This window comes from Methylorubrum populi (genome assembly GCF_002355515.1).
GTDB lineage: Bacteria > Pseudomonadota > Alphaproteobacteria > Rhizobiales > Beijerinckiaceae > Methylobacterium > Methylobacterium populi_A.
Window position 1 is genome coordinate 3,316,757 of sequence record NZ_AP014809.1, and the last position, 14,589, is coordinate 3,331,345.

The following is a 14,589-nucleotide window of genomic DNA, read 5'->3' on the forward strand; positions in this document are numbered from 1 at the left end:
TTGGCCGTGCCCTGCCATGCGGGCTGCGCGCATCCTTCGAGAATCCGAGGAATTCTGCCGATGTATTATTTTGACAAGCGACTGCAGTATCCCGTGCGGGTCGACAGCCCGGATCCGGTCTATGCTCGGATGTTGCAGCAGGCGATCGGGGGCGTCGAGGGCGAGATCCGCGTCTGTATGCAGTACTTCTTCCAGGCCTGGGGCAATCGCGCGCCCAACACCAAGTATCGCGATATGCTGCTCCATACGGCAACGGAGGAGATCGGCCATATCGAGATGCTCGCGACAGCCGTCGCGATGAACCTCGAGAATGCGCCGACCAAGGTCCAGGAAGCCGGCGCGGCCGATGCCATCGTCGGGGCGGTGATGGGCGGTGAGAACCCGCGCCACATCGCCGAGGGGATGCTGCACAAGCACCTGCTCTCCTCGGGAATGGCCGCCTTCCCCGGGAACTCGGACGGCGTGCCCTTCGACATGAACCACATCTACGCCAGCGGAAATCTTGCCGCCGACATGTATTGCAACGTCGCTGCGGAGGCGACGGGCCGGACGCTCGCGGTGCGACTGTCCAACGCCACCAACGATCCCGGCATGAAGGATATGTGGAGCTTCCTCATCGCCCGCGACACGATGCACCAGCAGCAATGGCTCTCGGTGATCGAGGAGATCGGCGGCAACGAGGGCGCGCTCCCGATCCCGAACTCGTTCCCGCAATCGGAAGAGAACCAGAAGTACAACTACAGCTTCTTCGCGACCAACCGCGACGGCACGCCGCCGCCGGAAGGCCGCTGGACGAGCGGCCGCTCGCTCGACGGCAAGGGCGATTTCAGCGTGGTCCAGAACGCGCCCATGGGCCAGGAGCCGGTGCTCGGCCCGGCACGCCCCGACAGCGGTGCCCAGAGCGAGCAGATCGGCTGAGCGATGACGGGCCCGGCCGACGACGGCCGGGCCGCCCCTTCCGGTTCAGTCATTCCCGTTCGAACAGGAGAAGCCGAGGATGGCGCTCGACACGCGTGAAATCTACGTCACCGCTCTCAAGAATACCCACGCCCTGGAAATGCAGGCCCTGCAGATCATGGAGCGTCAGGTGGAGCGGCTCGCCCGCTACCCCGAGATGGAGGAGGCTCTGCGCCGCCACATCGAGGAGACGCACGGCCAGCGAACCCGTCTGGAGGAGGCGCTTCAGGCGCTGGGCGACAGCCCCTCGACGATCAAGGAAGGCATTCTGGGTTTCGTCGGAAACATGATGGCGCTGGGCCACACGCCGGCGCAGGATGAGATTCTGAAGAACACCTACGCCAACCATGCCTTCGAGAATTTCGAGATCGCCGCCTACGAATCCCTTCTCACCATCGGCGAGGCGGCGGGGCAGGGGGGAAGCCTGACGGGCTTCCGGCAATCGCTTCAGGAGGAGGAAGCGATGGCGCGGCGCGTGCGTGAGCTGATCGGCCCGACGACGAAGCGCTACGTCGACCTGACGGTCGCGGGCGAGAAGGCCGATCGCTGAACGCCGATCGTTCAGGAAACCCGGCGATGCTTGGACGCGTCGCCGGGGGGTCGTGCGAGACGCGGACAATGCTCGGCGATCGGCTCCCAGCGGGACAATTCCCGATCGCATCCGCGGAGGAAAGTCTCAGGGCCGCGTCGCCAGCCAGATGACGTGGCGCGGGCCGCTCGAACCACTCGCCGGCAGGCGCACCTCCTCCACGGCGAAGCCGAGGCGCTGGAGCCGTGCCTTGAACTTCCGATCCGGCGTGCCGGACCACACGCCGAGCGTGCCGCCGGGCTTGAGCGCCCACTGCGCCCGCTTGAGCCCCCACTCGTCGTACAGGCGGTCGTTGGCGCGCCGCATCAGCCCCTCAGGGCCGTTATCCACATCCAAGAGCACGGCGTCCCAGCCGGCGGCTTCGGATTGGATCAGCCGGTTCACGTCGAGTTCGCGAAGCTCGACGCGCGGGTCGTCGAGGCAGTCGCCGAATACCGAAGCCAGCGGCCCCCGCGCCCAGGCGGCCACCGCGGGGACGAGCTCGGCGACGACGATGCGCGCATCCGGTCCGAGGCCTTGCAGCGCCGCCCGCAGCGTGAAGCCCATGCCGAGTCCGCCGATCAGCACGCGGGGCGCCTTGCGGCCCGCCAGCCGGGCACATGTGAGCGAGGCGAGCGCCTCCTCCGAGTGCCCGCGCGTGCTGTTCATCAACTCGATGGTGCCGACGACGATCGAGAACTCGCTGCCTCGCTGCATCAGGGCGAGGCTCTTGCCGCCACCGGGCACGTCGCCGGTCTCGATGTGGACCCACTCGTTCATCGCAACCCTTCCCGGCCGAGCACGGGTATGACCCCACCTGCATCCGCCGCCATTGCTCAACTCACCGTAGGCCGCCTATCAGCGCGCATGTCCAAGCGCACCAAATCTCTTCCGCAGCAGCGCGGCTTCGTGCTGTTCGACGTCGTCTTCGCCGACGGCACACGGGCGTCGAACCGGCGCGTGCCGATGGAAATCCTCGGCGGGCTCGACGGCGACGAGCCGGCCCGCACGCTCATCGCCGAGCAGGAGGCGGACATCGCGCAGAAGGCCGGACGGGCGCCGCGCGAAATTCAGAGCCTCAACCGCTCGCCGATCCCGAAGCCGGTTCCGGCCGGCTGACGCCCCGGAGCCGCACCCCTCCGCTCGGTCGAGCGAATGACGCGCGGAGGATGCGGCGTGACGGAACGAGCCTGGAGCGTGCGGGAGCGGGCGCGAAGGATCGAGCCGGTCGGCGGTCACGGCACTCAGCGAGCGGCACCGGAAGACGATCTAAGCACGCTCAACAGCAAACCGGAGCCTGAGCGTCTGCCCAGACCCCGGCTATGATGCTGAAAAGATTGGTACCACCGCCCCGGCTCGAACGGGGGACCCCTAGATCCACAATCTAGTGCTCTAACCAACTGAGCTACGGCGGCACGTGAGGGGGGACTTATCCCGAGCCTCGCGGCATTTCAAGCACCTTGAAGGCATCTCCCGGCGGTTCGCGCCCTCGATCCACGGGTGCTAGACGGCGAATGCATAGGCGCCATGGCCTCGAGTCGGCTTCACTCCCCACGAATGCGATGAATCCGTCCACAATCTCCTCCGCCAAGGCTCCTCTCATCCTGGCGCCGGCACGGCTTCGGGCCTGGGTGCGAGGAAGCGAAGTGGCCCTCGTGCTGCTTGCAGCCGTCACGGGCTGCGTCGGGGGCCTCGCCGTTGCCGGCATGAGCGGCGCCAGCCAGCTCCTGCGCGAGTGGCTCTATCGTCTTCCCGCCGGCCAACGCCTCAGCAGCCTCACGGATCTTCCCACCGAGGGCCTGATGGGTCTTCCCTTTCTGGCCCCGGCACTCGGCGGTGCCGTCCTCGGCTTGATGCTTCTGGTCTCCACGCGAGGGCGCGGCAGGACCAAGCGCGCCGCGGTCGATCCGATCGAGGCGAACGCGCTGCACGGCGGGTGGATGTCGCTGCGCGGCTCCCTCGACGTGGCAGCGCAGAACGTGGTCTCGAACGGCTGCGGCGCTTCGGTCGGGCTGGAGGCCGGCTATACCCAGATCGCGGCGGGGATCGCCTCGCGGCTCGGGATCGCCTTCGAGATGCGGCGCTCGGACCTGCGGACCCTGGTCGGCTGCGGCTCGGCGGCCGCCATCGCCGCCGCCTTCGGATCGCCGCTCACCGGCGCCTTCTACGCGTTCGAGCTCATCATCGGCACCTACACGATCGCGACGCTCGCCCCGGTGGTCGTCGCGGCCCTGTGCGGCAGTCTGGTGATGCGGGCGCTGGCGCCGCAGCCCGCCTTCGTCGATGTCGGCGCGCTGGCGCTCGCCAAGTCCGCGGCCGTGGATGCGGGCGACACGCTGCCCTGCCTCGCCCTTGGGCTGATCTGTGCCGGACTGGCGGTGCTGCTGATGCGCGGCGTCACCCTTGTGGAGAACGGCTTTCGCGCCTCGCGGCTGCCCGCGCCGGTGCGGCCGATCCTCGGCGGCCTGTGCGTCGGTGGTCTGGCGCTGGCGACGACGCCTCAGGTGCTCTCCGCCGGACACGGCGCGCTCCACATCTATCTCGCGCCCGAAGCGACGGCCGGGCTCGGTGCGCTTGCCGGGCTGGTCGTCGCCAAGGCCGCGGCCTCGGCGATGTCGATCGGCTCGGGTTTTCGCGGCGGTCTGTTCTTCGCGTCTTTGTTTCTCGGTGCTCTGGTGGGTCGCCTGTTCGCCGGCCTTGGACCGATGGTCTGGCCCGGTTTCGAAGCGTTCGGCCTCGCTCCGGTCGGTTACGCGGTGGTCGGCATGAGCGCCTTCGCCGTCGCCATCGTCGGCGGCCCCCTCACCATGACCTTCCTCGCTCTTGAGATGACCGGAAGCTTTCCCGTCACAGGGCTCGTGCTCGCCTCGGTGATCGCCTCGTCGCTCACGGTGCGGAAGACCTTCGGCTACTCCTTCGCCACCTGGCGTTTCCATCTGCGCGGCGAGACCATCCGCAGCGCCCACGATGTCGGCTGGATGCGCAACCTCACGGTCGGGCGAATGATGCGCAAGGATCTCCGGCCGGTTCCCCTCGACACGCCGATGGCGACGTTTCTGCGGGCCCATCCCCTGGGCTCGCCGTCGCGGGTCGTCGTGGTCGACGAGCACGATCGCTACGCGGGAATCGTGCTCGTGCCCGAGGCTCATGCCCGTGCCGCGGAGAACGGAGGAGAAGCGCCGCGCTTGGCCGACGTCGTCCGCTACCCGACGTCGTTTCTTCTCGCCGACATGACCGTCAAGCAGGCGGCGGCCGCCTTCGATCAGGCCGAGAGCGAGACGCTTGCCGTTCTCGACGACGCGCAGAGCCGCAGGGTCATCGGATTGCTGACGGAGAGCCACACGCTGAAGCGCTACAGCGAGGAGCTGGACCGGCAGCGCCGCGCCATGCTCGGCGAAGCGGCCTGAGCGCGGCCGTGCTATGGAAGGCCGGATGACCCTGCCCGCCCTTCTCGCCGCCATTGCCGTACTGCTCTCCCTGGGATCGGCCGCTCGGGCCGAATCCTGCGACGGCCTGACCGTGCGGCTGATCCGCGGCACCGGCGTCTCCCTGGCCGGGCGCAGCGGCTCCCTCGTCGTGTTCCGCGCCGCCGACGCCGATCGGATGAGCCTCGATTGCACGGCGCCGCGACGGCTCCTGTTCCGATCGGACCGCCGCGAGCCGCCGCGAGCTTTCTTCGTCCTGATCGGGCTCGCCGCACGAACGCTTACCGGTGCGCCCGCGGAATCAGTCGAGGCTCTCGCCCAACGCCTGCACCAGGAGAGCCTGCTCACCGGCGCACCGCAACTCGACCGGGTCGGCGGTGCCGTCCTGCGCTGCGACCCCGGCGACCGACCGGACGGCCTCAGCACCGGCAGCCTGTGCCGTGTCGCGGCGGACCGCCCGCATCGCGGCCTTTCCCGCGCCGCAGGGCCGGGCTAGAGCGGGCGTCATGCCCGAGACCGCACAGACTTCCGGCCCCGTCGTCCGAACCGGCGCCGTCGCCTTCGCCAACCATCTGCCGCTGGCTCTGATCGCCGGCCCTTGCCAGCTCGAAGGACGAAACCACGCCCTCGAAGTCGCCGCCGCCCTCAAGGAGATGGCGAGCCGACTCGGAATCGGGCTCGTCTTCAAGTCGTCCTTCGACAAGGCCAACCGCACCTCCGGACGCTCGGCCCGCGGCGTCGGCCTCGACGAGGCGCTGCCGGTCTTCGCCGAGATTCGCGAGAGTCTCGGCCTGCCCGTCCTCACCGACGTGCACGAGGCCGAGCAATGCGAACGCGCGGCACAGGCCGTCGACATCCTGCAGATCCCGGCCTTTCTCTGCCGCCAGACGGACCTCCTGCTCGCCGCCGCGGCGACCGGGCGGGCCGTCAACGTCAAGAAGGGGCAGTTTCTCGCGCCCTGGGACATGGCGCACGTCGCCGCCAAGGTGACGGAGGCCGGCAATCCCAACGTCATCGTCACCGAGCGCGGCGCCTCATTCGGCTACAACACGCTCGTCTCGGACATGCGCTCTCTGCCGATCATGGCGCGTGTCACCGGGGGCGCGCCGGTGGTGTTCGACGCGACGCACTCGGTGCAGCAACCCGGCGGCCAGGGCGCCACCTCCGGCGGGCAGCGGGAGTTCGTTGCGGTGCTCGCCCGCGCGGCGGTGGCGGTCGGGGTTGCGGGTGTCTTCATCGAGACCCATCCCGATCCCGACCGCGCGCCCTCCGACGGGCCGAACATGGTGGCGCTCGCCGATCTGCCGGCCCTGGTCGAAAGGCTGATGGCCTTCGACCGTCTCGCCAAGGGGTAAGATCCAATCCGTCGCGTTCGTTTCAGGTCTCGTTCAGGCGCTGCGCGCTAGATTTTCCGGCAATCGAGAACAGCGGAGTGAACCGTGGGTCATCGGTGAAGCATTCGCTCGCCTCCGGGACCAGCGGGAACTTCCGGCAAAGCTCGGATGTTTGAACGCCAGAATGCTCTCGCAACGACGCTTCTGGATCGGAAAGGACGCTATGCGTAAGCTCGCTCTTGTGACTGCCGCCCTGATCTCGGTCGGCACGCTGACCGCAACCTCCGCCGACGCGCGCCCCTATGGCCGCGGCTACGGTCATCACCACGGCCATTATCACGGCGGCTACGGCCCGCGCGCCTATTACGGCGGTCGCCGCCGCGGCATCGGCACCGGAGCCGCCGTCGGTCTCGGTATTGCGGGCCTCGCGGCCGGCGCGATTGCCGCCGGCGCCGCGCGCGACGCCTATGCCCGCGACAGCTATTACGGCCGCCCGGCCTACGGCTACTACGATTACGGCTACTGAGTTCTAAACCTCTGACGCGCGGAAAAGGCGGCCGGGCGACCGGCCGCCTTTTCCGTGCGCGCCGTCGCCGAGGCTTGAAGCAGGCATCGCGTCGGACGAGACCGGACCAGGATTGCAACCTGGGCGGCAATGAGACAGGTTCCGCCGCATCGCAGCAATCGCGGGGGAATCATGCCTGTCATCGCAGCCGTCGTCGGAGCGGTCATGACGGGGTTGATGTACTACTTCATCTACGGAAACGGGATGGAACAGCTCGACCGTTTCCTCGGTGACCGGCGCAATGCGAAGCTGAGGGCGCGCAGCGAAACCGCCTTCCGCGCCGCGCCGCTGCGCGCGATTCGCGACCCTGCCGATGCCGCCGGCGTCCTGATGATCCTGGTCGCGCTCGCTCGCGGCACCCCGACGCCGGAGCAGGAAGCGGTCATCGAGGCGGAGATGCGCAAAGTCACCGCCCCCGATGACGATCACGGCACGCGCATGGCCTATATCCGGCACGCCGCCGCCCAGGCCTCCGACGCCGACACCGCGGTCGACCATCTCGCCCCGCTCCTGCGCGAAAAGCTCGATGCGTCCGAGCGCGACGATCTCGAACGGATGCTGGAGGCGGTGGCCGTCGTCCATGGCGGCCCGATCGACGCGCAGGAGAAGCTGATCGCCCGCACCGTGCGCGTCCTGGCCGAGCCGCTGTGACGGCAGACGCGGCGATCAGCCCCGGCCGCGATAGGGCGCGACGCCCTGGTCCGGGAGCCAGACCGCTTTCGGCGGCTCGCCCGTCTGCCAGAACACATCGATCGGAATGCCGCCGCGGGGATACCAGTAGCCGCCGATGCGCAGCCAGCGCGGTTCGAGCAAGGTGGCGAGCCGCCGCCCGATCCCGACGGTGCAATCCTCGTGGAATGCGCCGTGATTGCGGAAGGCCCCGAGGTAGAGCTTCAGCGACTTCGACTCCACGAGCCAGCGGTCCGGCACGTAGTCGATGACGAGTGTTGCGAAATCCGGCTGACCCGTCACCGGGCAGAGCGATGTGAATTCCGGTGCGGTGAAGCGGGCGAGATAGTCGGTATCGGCATGCGGGTTCGGCACGCGGTCGAGTTGCGCGTCTTCCGGCGAGGTCGGGAGCGACGTCTGCCGTCCGAGTTGCTTGGCATGAGTCTCGATCGAATCCATCGATGCCCTATACGCGGCCCGCGCACGCCCGCCTATGGCAGGCCGTGAATGCCAGGGTTTCCATCGGATCGGCGGTGCGAGCCCGATAAAATTCGCTGCATCGCGCCGATTTTGTCGAAACAGCCCGGCCCCGAGCACCCGCCGGGAGCTTGCCGACGTCCCGAGGTTGGCGGATAAGCCCGCGACGCAGAGCGTCGCAGGACGCGCGGGCCTCGAAGGAATCCGCGAGACGGCCCCGCCGCGACGCGCCGCCAAGGAGCGCCCATGACCGCGATCACCAATATCGCCGCCCGCGAGATTCTCGACAGCCGCGGCAACCCGACCGTCGAAGTCGATGTCCTGTTGGAGGATGGGTCCTTCGGTCGCGCCGCGGTCCCCTCCGGCGCCTCCACCGGCGCGCACGAGGCGGTCGAGCTGCGCGACGGCGACAAGGGTCGCTACAACGGCAAGGGCGTGCTCAAGGCCGTCGATGCGGTGCAGACCGAGATTCTCGACGCGATCGGCGGAATGGATGCCGAGGATCAGGTCGCGGTCGACGAGGCGATGATCGCCCTCGACGGTACGCCGAACAAGGCCCGCCTTGGCGCCAACGCCATTCTCGGCGTCTCGCTCGCCGTGGCGAAGGCCGCGGCCGAGACCGCCGGCCTGCCGCTCTACCGCTACGTCGGCGGCGTGCAGGGCCGGGTGCTGCCGGTGCCGATGATGAACATCGTCAACGGCGGGGCGCACGCCGACAACCCGATCGACTTCCAGGAATTCATGGTGATGCCGGTCGGCGCCACCTCGCTGTCCGACGCGGTGCGGATGGGCGCGGAGATCTTCCACACCCTCAAGAGCGCCCTGAAGAAGGCCGGCCACAACACCAATGTCGGCGACGAGGGCGGCTTCGCCCCGAACCTGCCGTCGGCCGAGGCCGCCCTCGACTTCGTCATGGAATCGATCAATGCCGCCGGCTTCAAGCCCGGCAGCGACGTGGTGCTGGCGCTCGACTGCGCCGCGACCGAGTTCTTCAAGGACGGCGCCTACCACTACGAGGGCGAGGGCCAGACCCGCTCGATCGAGGCCCAGGTCGAATACCTCGCCAAGCTGACCGCGGCCTACCCGATCCTCTCCATCGAGGACGGCATGTCCGAGGACGATTGGGAGGGCTGGAAGCTCCTCACCGACCGGATCGGCAACCGGGTGCAGCTCGTCGGCGACGACCTGTTCGTCACCAATGTCGAGCGTCTCGCCCGCGGCATCGAGTCCGGCACCGGCAACTCGATCCTCGTGAAGGTCAATCAGATCGGCTCGCTCACCGAGACGCTCGCCGCCGTCGATATGGCTCAACGTGCCGGCTACACCGCGGTGATGTCGCACCGCTCCGGCGAGACCGAGGATTCGACGATCGCCGACCTTGCCGTCGCGACGAATTGCGGGCAGATCAAGACCGGCTCGCTCGCCCGCTCGGACAGACTGGCCAAGTACAACCAGCTCATCCGCATCGAGGAAGGCCTCGGTGCCCAGGCTCTCTACGCCGGCCGCAGCGCGATCCGTCAGCTCGCCGGACGCTGAACCGTCCCGCAATCGGGTATGAGATCGAGGGCGCGCCCGACCGGTCCGGTCGGACGCGCCTTTTCGCAAGCTCGGACCCGGCCGTGATGGTGGCGGATGGAAACCCTTTCTTCACCCTGTTCGGGCGAAGCTTTCACCCGCCATGGTCATCCGTCGCCGCGTCCGCGCCATCGTCGTTCCCGCCGTCCTGTGGACGGTCTCCGCCCTCGTGGTCGGCTACTTCGTGCATCAGGCCGAGAGCGGCAGCCGCGGCCTGGAGGCCAAGCGGGTTCTGAAGGTCGAAGCCTATGGACTGACCCAGGAGTTGAACGCGGCGAAAGCGGAGCGGGCCACCTGGGAGCACAGAGTGTCCCTGCTGCGAAGCGAGCAGATCGACCGCGACCTTTTGGAAGAACGAGCGCGCGTTGTCCTCGGGCGGGTTCACGCAAACGACCTTGTGATTATCGGTCCGTGAATTTTATTTCCGCGGTGTTCAACTCGTAAAAGTTTCATTTGCACTGTCTTCGCAGCCAGACCCTTGCTGCAATCGTAGCGGTAACAGCACTTGATGGCTGTCAGCACGCCCCTCGATTTCCGCAAATCGCTGCCCTAGAACCCCTGCCAACAGAGCGTGATGTTGGGAGGACGCGATGGCTGCGGGCAGCGAGGCGGGGAAACCTGCGGCGGGAACGGACGCGCCGCAACATCAGCCGGCTCCGAATATTCCCCAGTTCACGAAGGACGAAGATCTTCACGCCTATCGCGAGATGCTGTTGATCCGCCGCTTCGAGGAGAAGGCGGGACAGCTCTACGGCATGGGCCTGATCGGCGGCTTCTGCCATCTCTATATCGGCCAGGAAGCGGTCGTCGTCGGCATGCAGATGGCCGGCGAGGACGGTGACCAGAACATCACCGGCTACCGCGATCACGGTCACATGCTCGCCTGCGGCATGGATCCGAAGGGCGTGATGGCCGAGCTGACCGGGCGCCGCGGAGGCTATTCCCGCGGCAAGGGCGGCTCGATGCACATGTTCAGCCGCGAGAAGCAGTTCTTCGGCGGCCACGGCATCGTCGGTGCGCAGGTCGCGCTCGGCACCGGCCTCGCCTTCGCCGACGCCTACCTCAAGAACGGCAAGGTCAGCTTCACCTATATGGGCGACGGCGCGGCCAACCAGGGTCAGGTCTACGAGAGCTTCAACATGGCGGCTCTGTGGAAGCTGCCGGTGGTCTACGTGATCGAGAACAACCGCTACGCCATGGGCACCTCGGTGGCCCGCGCCTCGGCGCAGACGGACTTCTCGAAGCGCGGTCTCTCCTTCGGCATTCCCGGCGAGCAGGTCGACGGCATGGACGTGCGCACGGTCCGCGAGGCCGCGGCACGTGCGATCAACCACGCCCGCTCGGGCGAGGGCCCCTACATCCTCGAGATGCAGACCTACCGTTATCGCGGCCATTCGATGTCCGATCCGGCCAAGTACCGGTCGAAGGACGAAGTCTCGAAGATGCGCGACGAACACGATCCGATCGAGATGGTGCGCAAGCGCCTGCTCGAGGCGCACGGCGTACCCGAGGCCGACCTGAAGGGCATCGACGCCAAGGTCCGCGAGATCGTCAACGAATCCGCCGACTTCGCGACGCACGATCCGGAGCCCGATCCCTCGGAGCTCTGGACCGACATCCTCCTCGAAGCCCGCGCCTGAACGTGTCCCCGACACGCCTCCGGCCGGTTGGGCCGGAGGTTGGCGAGGCCTTCGCAAAAACACGCCCGACCGTCGACGCACCCGGATCGATAGAGCAGCGCAAATGGCGACCGACATCCTGATGCCCGCCCTCTCTCCGACCATGGAGGAGGGAAAGCTCGCCAAATGGCTGAAGAAGGAGGGCGATCCGGTCAAGGCGGGCGATGTCCTGGTCGAGATCGAGACCGATAAGGCCACCATGGAAGTCGAGGCGATCGACGAGGGCATCCTCGCCAAGATCCTCGTCGCGGACGGGACCGAGAACGTCGCCGTCAACACGCCGATCGCCATCATCGCCGAAGAGGGCGAGGACGTCTCGGCCGCGGCCGCGAGCGGCGGCAAGGGCAAGCCCAACGGCGCCTCCGGCGGCGAGCCCGCCCCGACCCCCGACATGCAGGCCGAGGGCATGGCTGACGCCTCGGCCGCGTCCGCCAAGACCGGGGATGACGCGCCGAAGGCCCAGGCCGCACCGGCCGTCATCACCAACAAGGCGCCCGATCCGGTGATGGAGGAGTTCCCCGCCGACTCCCCGATGAAGACCATGACCGTGCGCGAGGCCCTGCGCGACGCCATGGCCGAGGAGATGCGCAAGGACGAGAAGGTCCTCGTGATGGGCGAGGAGGTTGCCGAGTACCAGGGCGCCTACAAGATCACGCAGGGACTGCTTCAGGAATTCGGGGCTCGGCGCGTGGTCGATACGCCGATCACCGAGCACGGCTTCGCCGGTATCGGCGTCGGCGCGGCCTTCATGGGCCTGAAGCCGATCGTCGAGTTCATGACGTTCAACTTCGCCATGCAGGCGATCGACCACATCATCAACTCGGCGGCCAAGACCCTCTACATGTCCGGCGGACAGCTCGGTTGTCCGATCGTCTTCCGCGGCCCCAACGGCGCGGCCGCCCGTGTCGGCGCGCAGCACAGCCACGACTACGCCGCGTGGTACTCCAACGTGCCGGGCCTCAAGGTGATCGCGCCCTACACGGCCTCCGACGCCAAGGGCCTGCTTAAGGCGGCGATCCGCGATCCCAACCCGGTGATCTTCCTCGAGAACGAGATCCTCTACGGCCAGTCCTTCCCGGTGCCGGAGATCGACGACCTCGTGCTGCCGATCGGCAAGGCGCGCATCCACCGTCCCGGCAAGGACGTCACCATCGTCTCCTTCTCCATCGGCATGACCTACGCCCTCAAGGCGGCGCAGGCGCTCGCCGAAGAAGGCATCGAGGCTGAGGTGATCGATCTGCGCACGATCCGTCCGATGGACAGCGCCACGGTGGTGGAATCGGTCAAGAAGACCGGCCGCTGCGTCTGCGTCGAAGAGGGCTTCCCGCAATCGGGCGTCGGCGCCGAGATCGTCGCCCGCCTGATGGTCGATGCCTTCGACTATCTCGACGCTCCGGTTCTGCGCGTCACCGGCAAGGACGTGCCGATGCCCTACGCCGCCAACCTCGAGAAGCTGGCTCTTCCGAGCGTGGCGGAGGTCGTCGAGGCGGTCAAAAGCGTCTGCTACAAGTAAATACAGGTCAATGTCGGAAAAATTCGAAGAACTCGAGATCCCGCCCGACGCTCTGGAACAGGGCGGGATTGAGATCGTGCGCGCCTCGATCGTCGATGGAGCTGTGAGCGTGGCGCTCCGGCGGGCCTTCGACGACCCGGCCACCTGGGGCCGCCTGCTCATCGACCTCGCGCGGCAGGCCGCCCGCGCCTACGCCCTGGAGGCGGACATCTCGGAGGAGGAAGCCTTCGAGCGCATCCGTGCCGGGTGGGAGGCGGAGAGCCTCGCCCCCAACAACCCACTCAACTGACCCTTCCTCTCAAGGCCGCTCGGGAACGACACGATGCCGATCAACGTCCTGATGCCCGCGCTCTCCCCGACCATGGAGAAGGGCAACCTCGCCAAGTGGCTCAAGAAGGAGGGCGACGCCGTCAAGTCCGGTGACGTGATCGCCGAGATCGAGACCGACAAGGCGACCATGGAGGTCGAGGCGGTCGATGAGGGCGTGCTCGCCAAGATCCTCGTGGCCGAAGGCACCGCCGATGTGCCGGTCAACGAGCTGATCGCCCTGATTGCGGAGGAGGGCGAGGATCCGGGCAGCGTGCAGGCGCCCAAGGGGGGCGCCGAAGCGAAGACCGCCCCGGTCGAGCCGAAGAGCACCCCCGACCAGAACGCCGCGCCCGACGGCGCCCACGCCTCTTATGCCCGGGTCGATCAGGCGCCCGAGGGCGCCAAGCCGAACGGCGCCGCGCAGCCCACCAGCCAGGGTTCCGGCGGCCGCGTCTTCGCCTCGCCGCTCGCCCGACGCATCGCCAAGCAGGAGGGCGTCGAACTCTCCGCGGTCAAGGGCTCGGGTCCGCATGGCCGCGTGATCCAGCGCGACGTGCAGGCGGCGATCGAGGGCGGCACGGCCAAGGCCGGCGCCGCGGCCAAGCCCGAGACCCAGGCCGCCGCTCCGGCGGCGGAGAAACCCGCTCCGAAGGCGGCCCCGGCGGGCGGCGCCCCGGCCGGTCTCAGCCTCGATCAGGTCAAGGGCTTCTACGAGAAGGGCAGCTTCGAGGAAGTGCCCCTCGACGGCATGCGCAAGACCATCGCCAAGCGTCTCACCGAGGCGATGCAGGTCGCCCCGCACTTCTATCTCACCGTCGATTGCGAACTCGACGCGCTGATGAAGCTGCGCGAGACGCTCAACGGCTCGGCCGGCAAGGACAAGGACGGCAAGCCGCTGTTCAAGCTCTCGGTGAACGACTTCGTTATCAAGGCGATGGGTCTCGCCCTTACCCGCGTTCCCGCCGCCAACGCCGTCTGGGCCGAGGACCGCATCCTGCGCTTCAAGCATGCCGAGGTCGGCGTCGCGGTGGCGATTGACGGCGGCCTGTTCACGCCGGTGATCCGCAAGGCCGACCAGAAGACGCTCTCCGCCATCTCCAACGAGATGAAGGATTTCGCGAGCCGCGCCCGGGCGAAGAAGCTGAAGCCGGAGGAGTACCAGGGCGGCGTCACCTCGGTCTCGAACCTCGGCATGTTCGGCATCAAGCACTTCACGGCGGTGATCAACCCGCCGCAATCGACAATCCTCGCGGTCGGCGCCGGCGAGAAGCGGGTCGTCGTCAAGGACGGTGCCCCGGCGGTGATCCAGGCCATGACCGCGACGCTCTCCTGCGATCATCGTGTCCTCGATGGGGCGCTCGGTGCCGAGCTGATCGCCGCCTTCAAGGGCCTGATCGAGAACCCGATGGGAATGCTCGTCTGAGGTCAGCCGACACGAACCTCCGACCTGTTCTCTCGGGGATGTGTTGGAGGGCCGGGCGGTTCGCAACGGAGCACACCAGCGTCGTCCGTCCGGTG

At 67.8% G+C, this 14,589-nt stretch carries 16 protein-coding genes and 1 tRNA gene; 14 read left to right on the top strand and 3 right to left on the bottom strand.

All coding sequences use genetic code 11. The annotated features are described in order from the left end of the window. Positions 1–60 precede the first annotated feature (60 nt). Both MPPM_RS15195 and MPPM_RS15200 read left to right on the top strand, forming a co-directional pair. Entirely contained in the window at positions 61–918 is an 858-nt protein-coding gene (locus tag MPPM_RS15195) for a manganese catalase family protein (RefSeq protein WP_096485757.1), read from the top strand. A gap of 79 nt (positions 919–997) precedes the next feature. Beyond that, on the top strand, positions 998–1,507 hold the full coding sequence (locus MPPM_RS15200) for a ferritin-like domain-containing protein (protein WP_096485758.1): 510 nt from the start codon (positions 998–1,000) through the stop codon (positions 1,505–1,507). A gap of 126 nt (positions 1,508–1,633) precedes the next feature. On the opposite strand, the gene MPPM_RS15205 is transcribed toward MPPM_RS15200, so the two are convergent. Continuing rightward, the gene (locus MPPM_RS15205) at positions 1,634–2,305 is read right to left on the bottom strand and encodes a polyamine aminopropyltransferase (RefSeq protein ID WP_096485759.1); all 672 of its coding nucleotides are present in this window, start codon (positions 2,303–2,305) and stop codon (positions 1,634–1,636) included. A gap of 87 nt (positions 2,306–2,392) precedes the next feature. On the opposite strand from MPPM_RS15205, the gene MPPM_RS15210 reads away from it, so the two are divergent. Then, on the top strand, positions 2,393–2,644 hold the full coding sequence (locus MPPM_RS15210; RefSeq protein WP_096485760.1) for a hypothetical protein: 252 nt from the start codon (positions 2,393–2,395) through the stop codon (positions 2,642–2,644). Positions 2,645–2,863: 219 nt separating this feature from the next. On the opposite strand, the gene MPPM_RS15215 is transcribed toward MPPM_RS15210, so the two are convergent. Next, a tRNA-His gene (locus tag MPPM_RS15215) sits at positions 2,864–2,940 on the bottom strand. A 147-nt stretch (positions 2,941–3,087) separates the two neighbouring features. On the opposite strand from MPPM_RS15215, the gene MPPM_RS15220 reads away from it, so the two are divergent. From MPPM_RS15220 to MPPM_RS15240, 5 genes are all read left to right on the top strand, one after another. Next, positions 3,088–4,932 carry a chloride channel protein gene (locus MPPM_RS15220; RefSeq protein ID WP_096485761.1) on the top strand — a complete coding sequence of 615 codons (1,845 nt, stop codon included), beginning with the start codon at positions 3,088–3,090 and terminating at the stop codon, positions 4,930–4,932. A 25-nt stretch (positions 4,933–4,957) separates the two neighbouring features. After that, complete coding sequence (locus tag MPPM_RS15225; RefSeq protein WP_096487870.1) at positions 4,958–5,446, top strand: hypothetical protein; 489 nt, start codon at positions 4,958–4,960, stop codon at positions 5,444–5,446. A gap of 10 nt (positions 5,447–5,456) precedes the next feature. Beyond that, positions 5,457–6,305, top strand: coding sequence for a 3-deoxy-8-phosphooctulonate synthase (gene kdsA, locus MPPM_RS15230; protein ID WP_096487871.1), 849 nt, complete (start codon positions 5,457–5,459; stop codon positions 6,303–6,305). Between the two features lie 202 nt (positions 6,306–6,507). Then, positions 6,508–6,810, top strand: a complete 303-nt coding sequence (locus tag MPPM_RS15235; protein WP_096485762.1) for a hypothetical protein — start codon at positions 6,508–6,510, stop codon at positions 6,808–6,810. A 171-nt stretch (positions 6,811–6,981) separates the two neighbouring features. After that, the gene (locus MPPM_RS15240) at positions 6,982–7,500 is read left to right on the top strand and encodes a hypothetical protein (RefSeq protein ID WP_096487872.1); all 519 of its coding nucleotides are present in this window, start codon (positions 6,982–6,984) and stop codon (positions 7,498–7,500) included. A 15-nt stretch (positions 7,501–7,515) separates the two neighbouring features. Here MPPM_RS15240 and queF read toward each other — a convergent pair whose 3' ends face one another. Then, entirely contained in the window at positions 7,516–7,977 is a 462-nt protein-coding gene (gene queF, locus MPPM_RS15245) for a preQ(1) synthase (RefSeq protein ID WP_096485763.1), read from the bottom strand. 264 nt (positions 7,978–8,241) lie between these two features. On the opposite strand from queF, the gene eno reads away from it, so the two are divergent. From eno to MPPM_RS15275, 6 genes are all read left to right on the top strand, one after another. Then, complete coding sequence (gene eno / locus MPPM_RS15250) at positions 8,242–9,531, top strand: phosphopyruvate hydratase (RefSeq protein ID WP_096485764.1); 1,290 nt, start codon at positions 8,242–8,244, stop codon at positions 9,529–9,531. 142 nt (positions 9,532–9,673) lie between these two features. After that, a complete protein-coding gene (locus MPPM_RS15255; protein WP_003597459.1) occupies positions 9,674–9,985 on the top strand; it encodes an FtsB family cell division protein in 312 nt (103 codons plus the stop codon). 175 nt (positions 9,986–10,160) lie between these two features. After that, positions 10,161–11,210 carry a pyruvate dehydrogenase (acetyl-transferring) E1 component subunit alpha gene (gene pdhA / locus MPPM_RS15260; RefSeq protein ID WP_096485765.1) on the top strand — a complete coding sequence of 350 codons (1,050 nt, stop codon included), beginning with the start codon at positions 10,161–10,163 and terminating at the stop codon, positions 11,208–11,210. 103 nt (positions 11,211–11,313) lie between these two features. Continuing rightward, positions 11,314–12,762: a pyruvate dehydrogenase complex E1 component subunit beta gene (locus MPPM_RS15265; protein ID WP_096485766.1), complete on the top strand. Its 1,449-nt coding sequence runs from the start codon at positions 11,314–11,316 to the stop codon at positions 12,760–12,762. 10 nt (positions 12,763–12,772) lie between these two features. Then, complete coding sequence (locus MPPM_RS15270; RefSeq protein WP_096485767.1) at positions 12,773–13,051, top strand: DUF5076 domain-containing protein; 279 nt, start codon at positions 12,773–12,775, stop codon at positions 13,049–13,051. Between the two features lie 33 nt (positions 13,052–13,084). Next, a complete protein-coding gene (locus MPPM_RS15275) occupies positions 13,085–14,494 on the top strand; it encodes a pyruvate dehydrogenase complex dihydrolipoamide acetyltransferase (RefSeq protein WP_096485768.1) in 1,410 nt (469 codons plus the stop codon). Positions 14,495–14,589 lie beyond the last annotated feature (95 nt).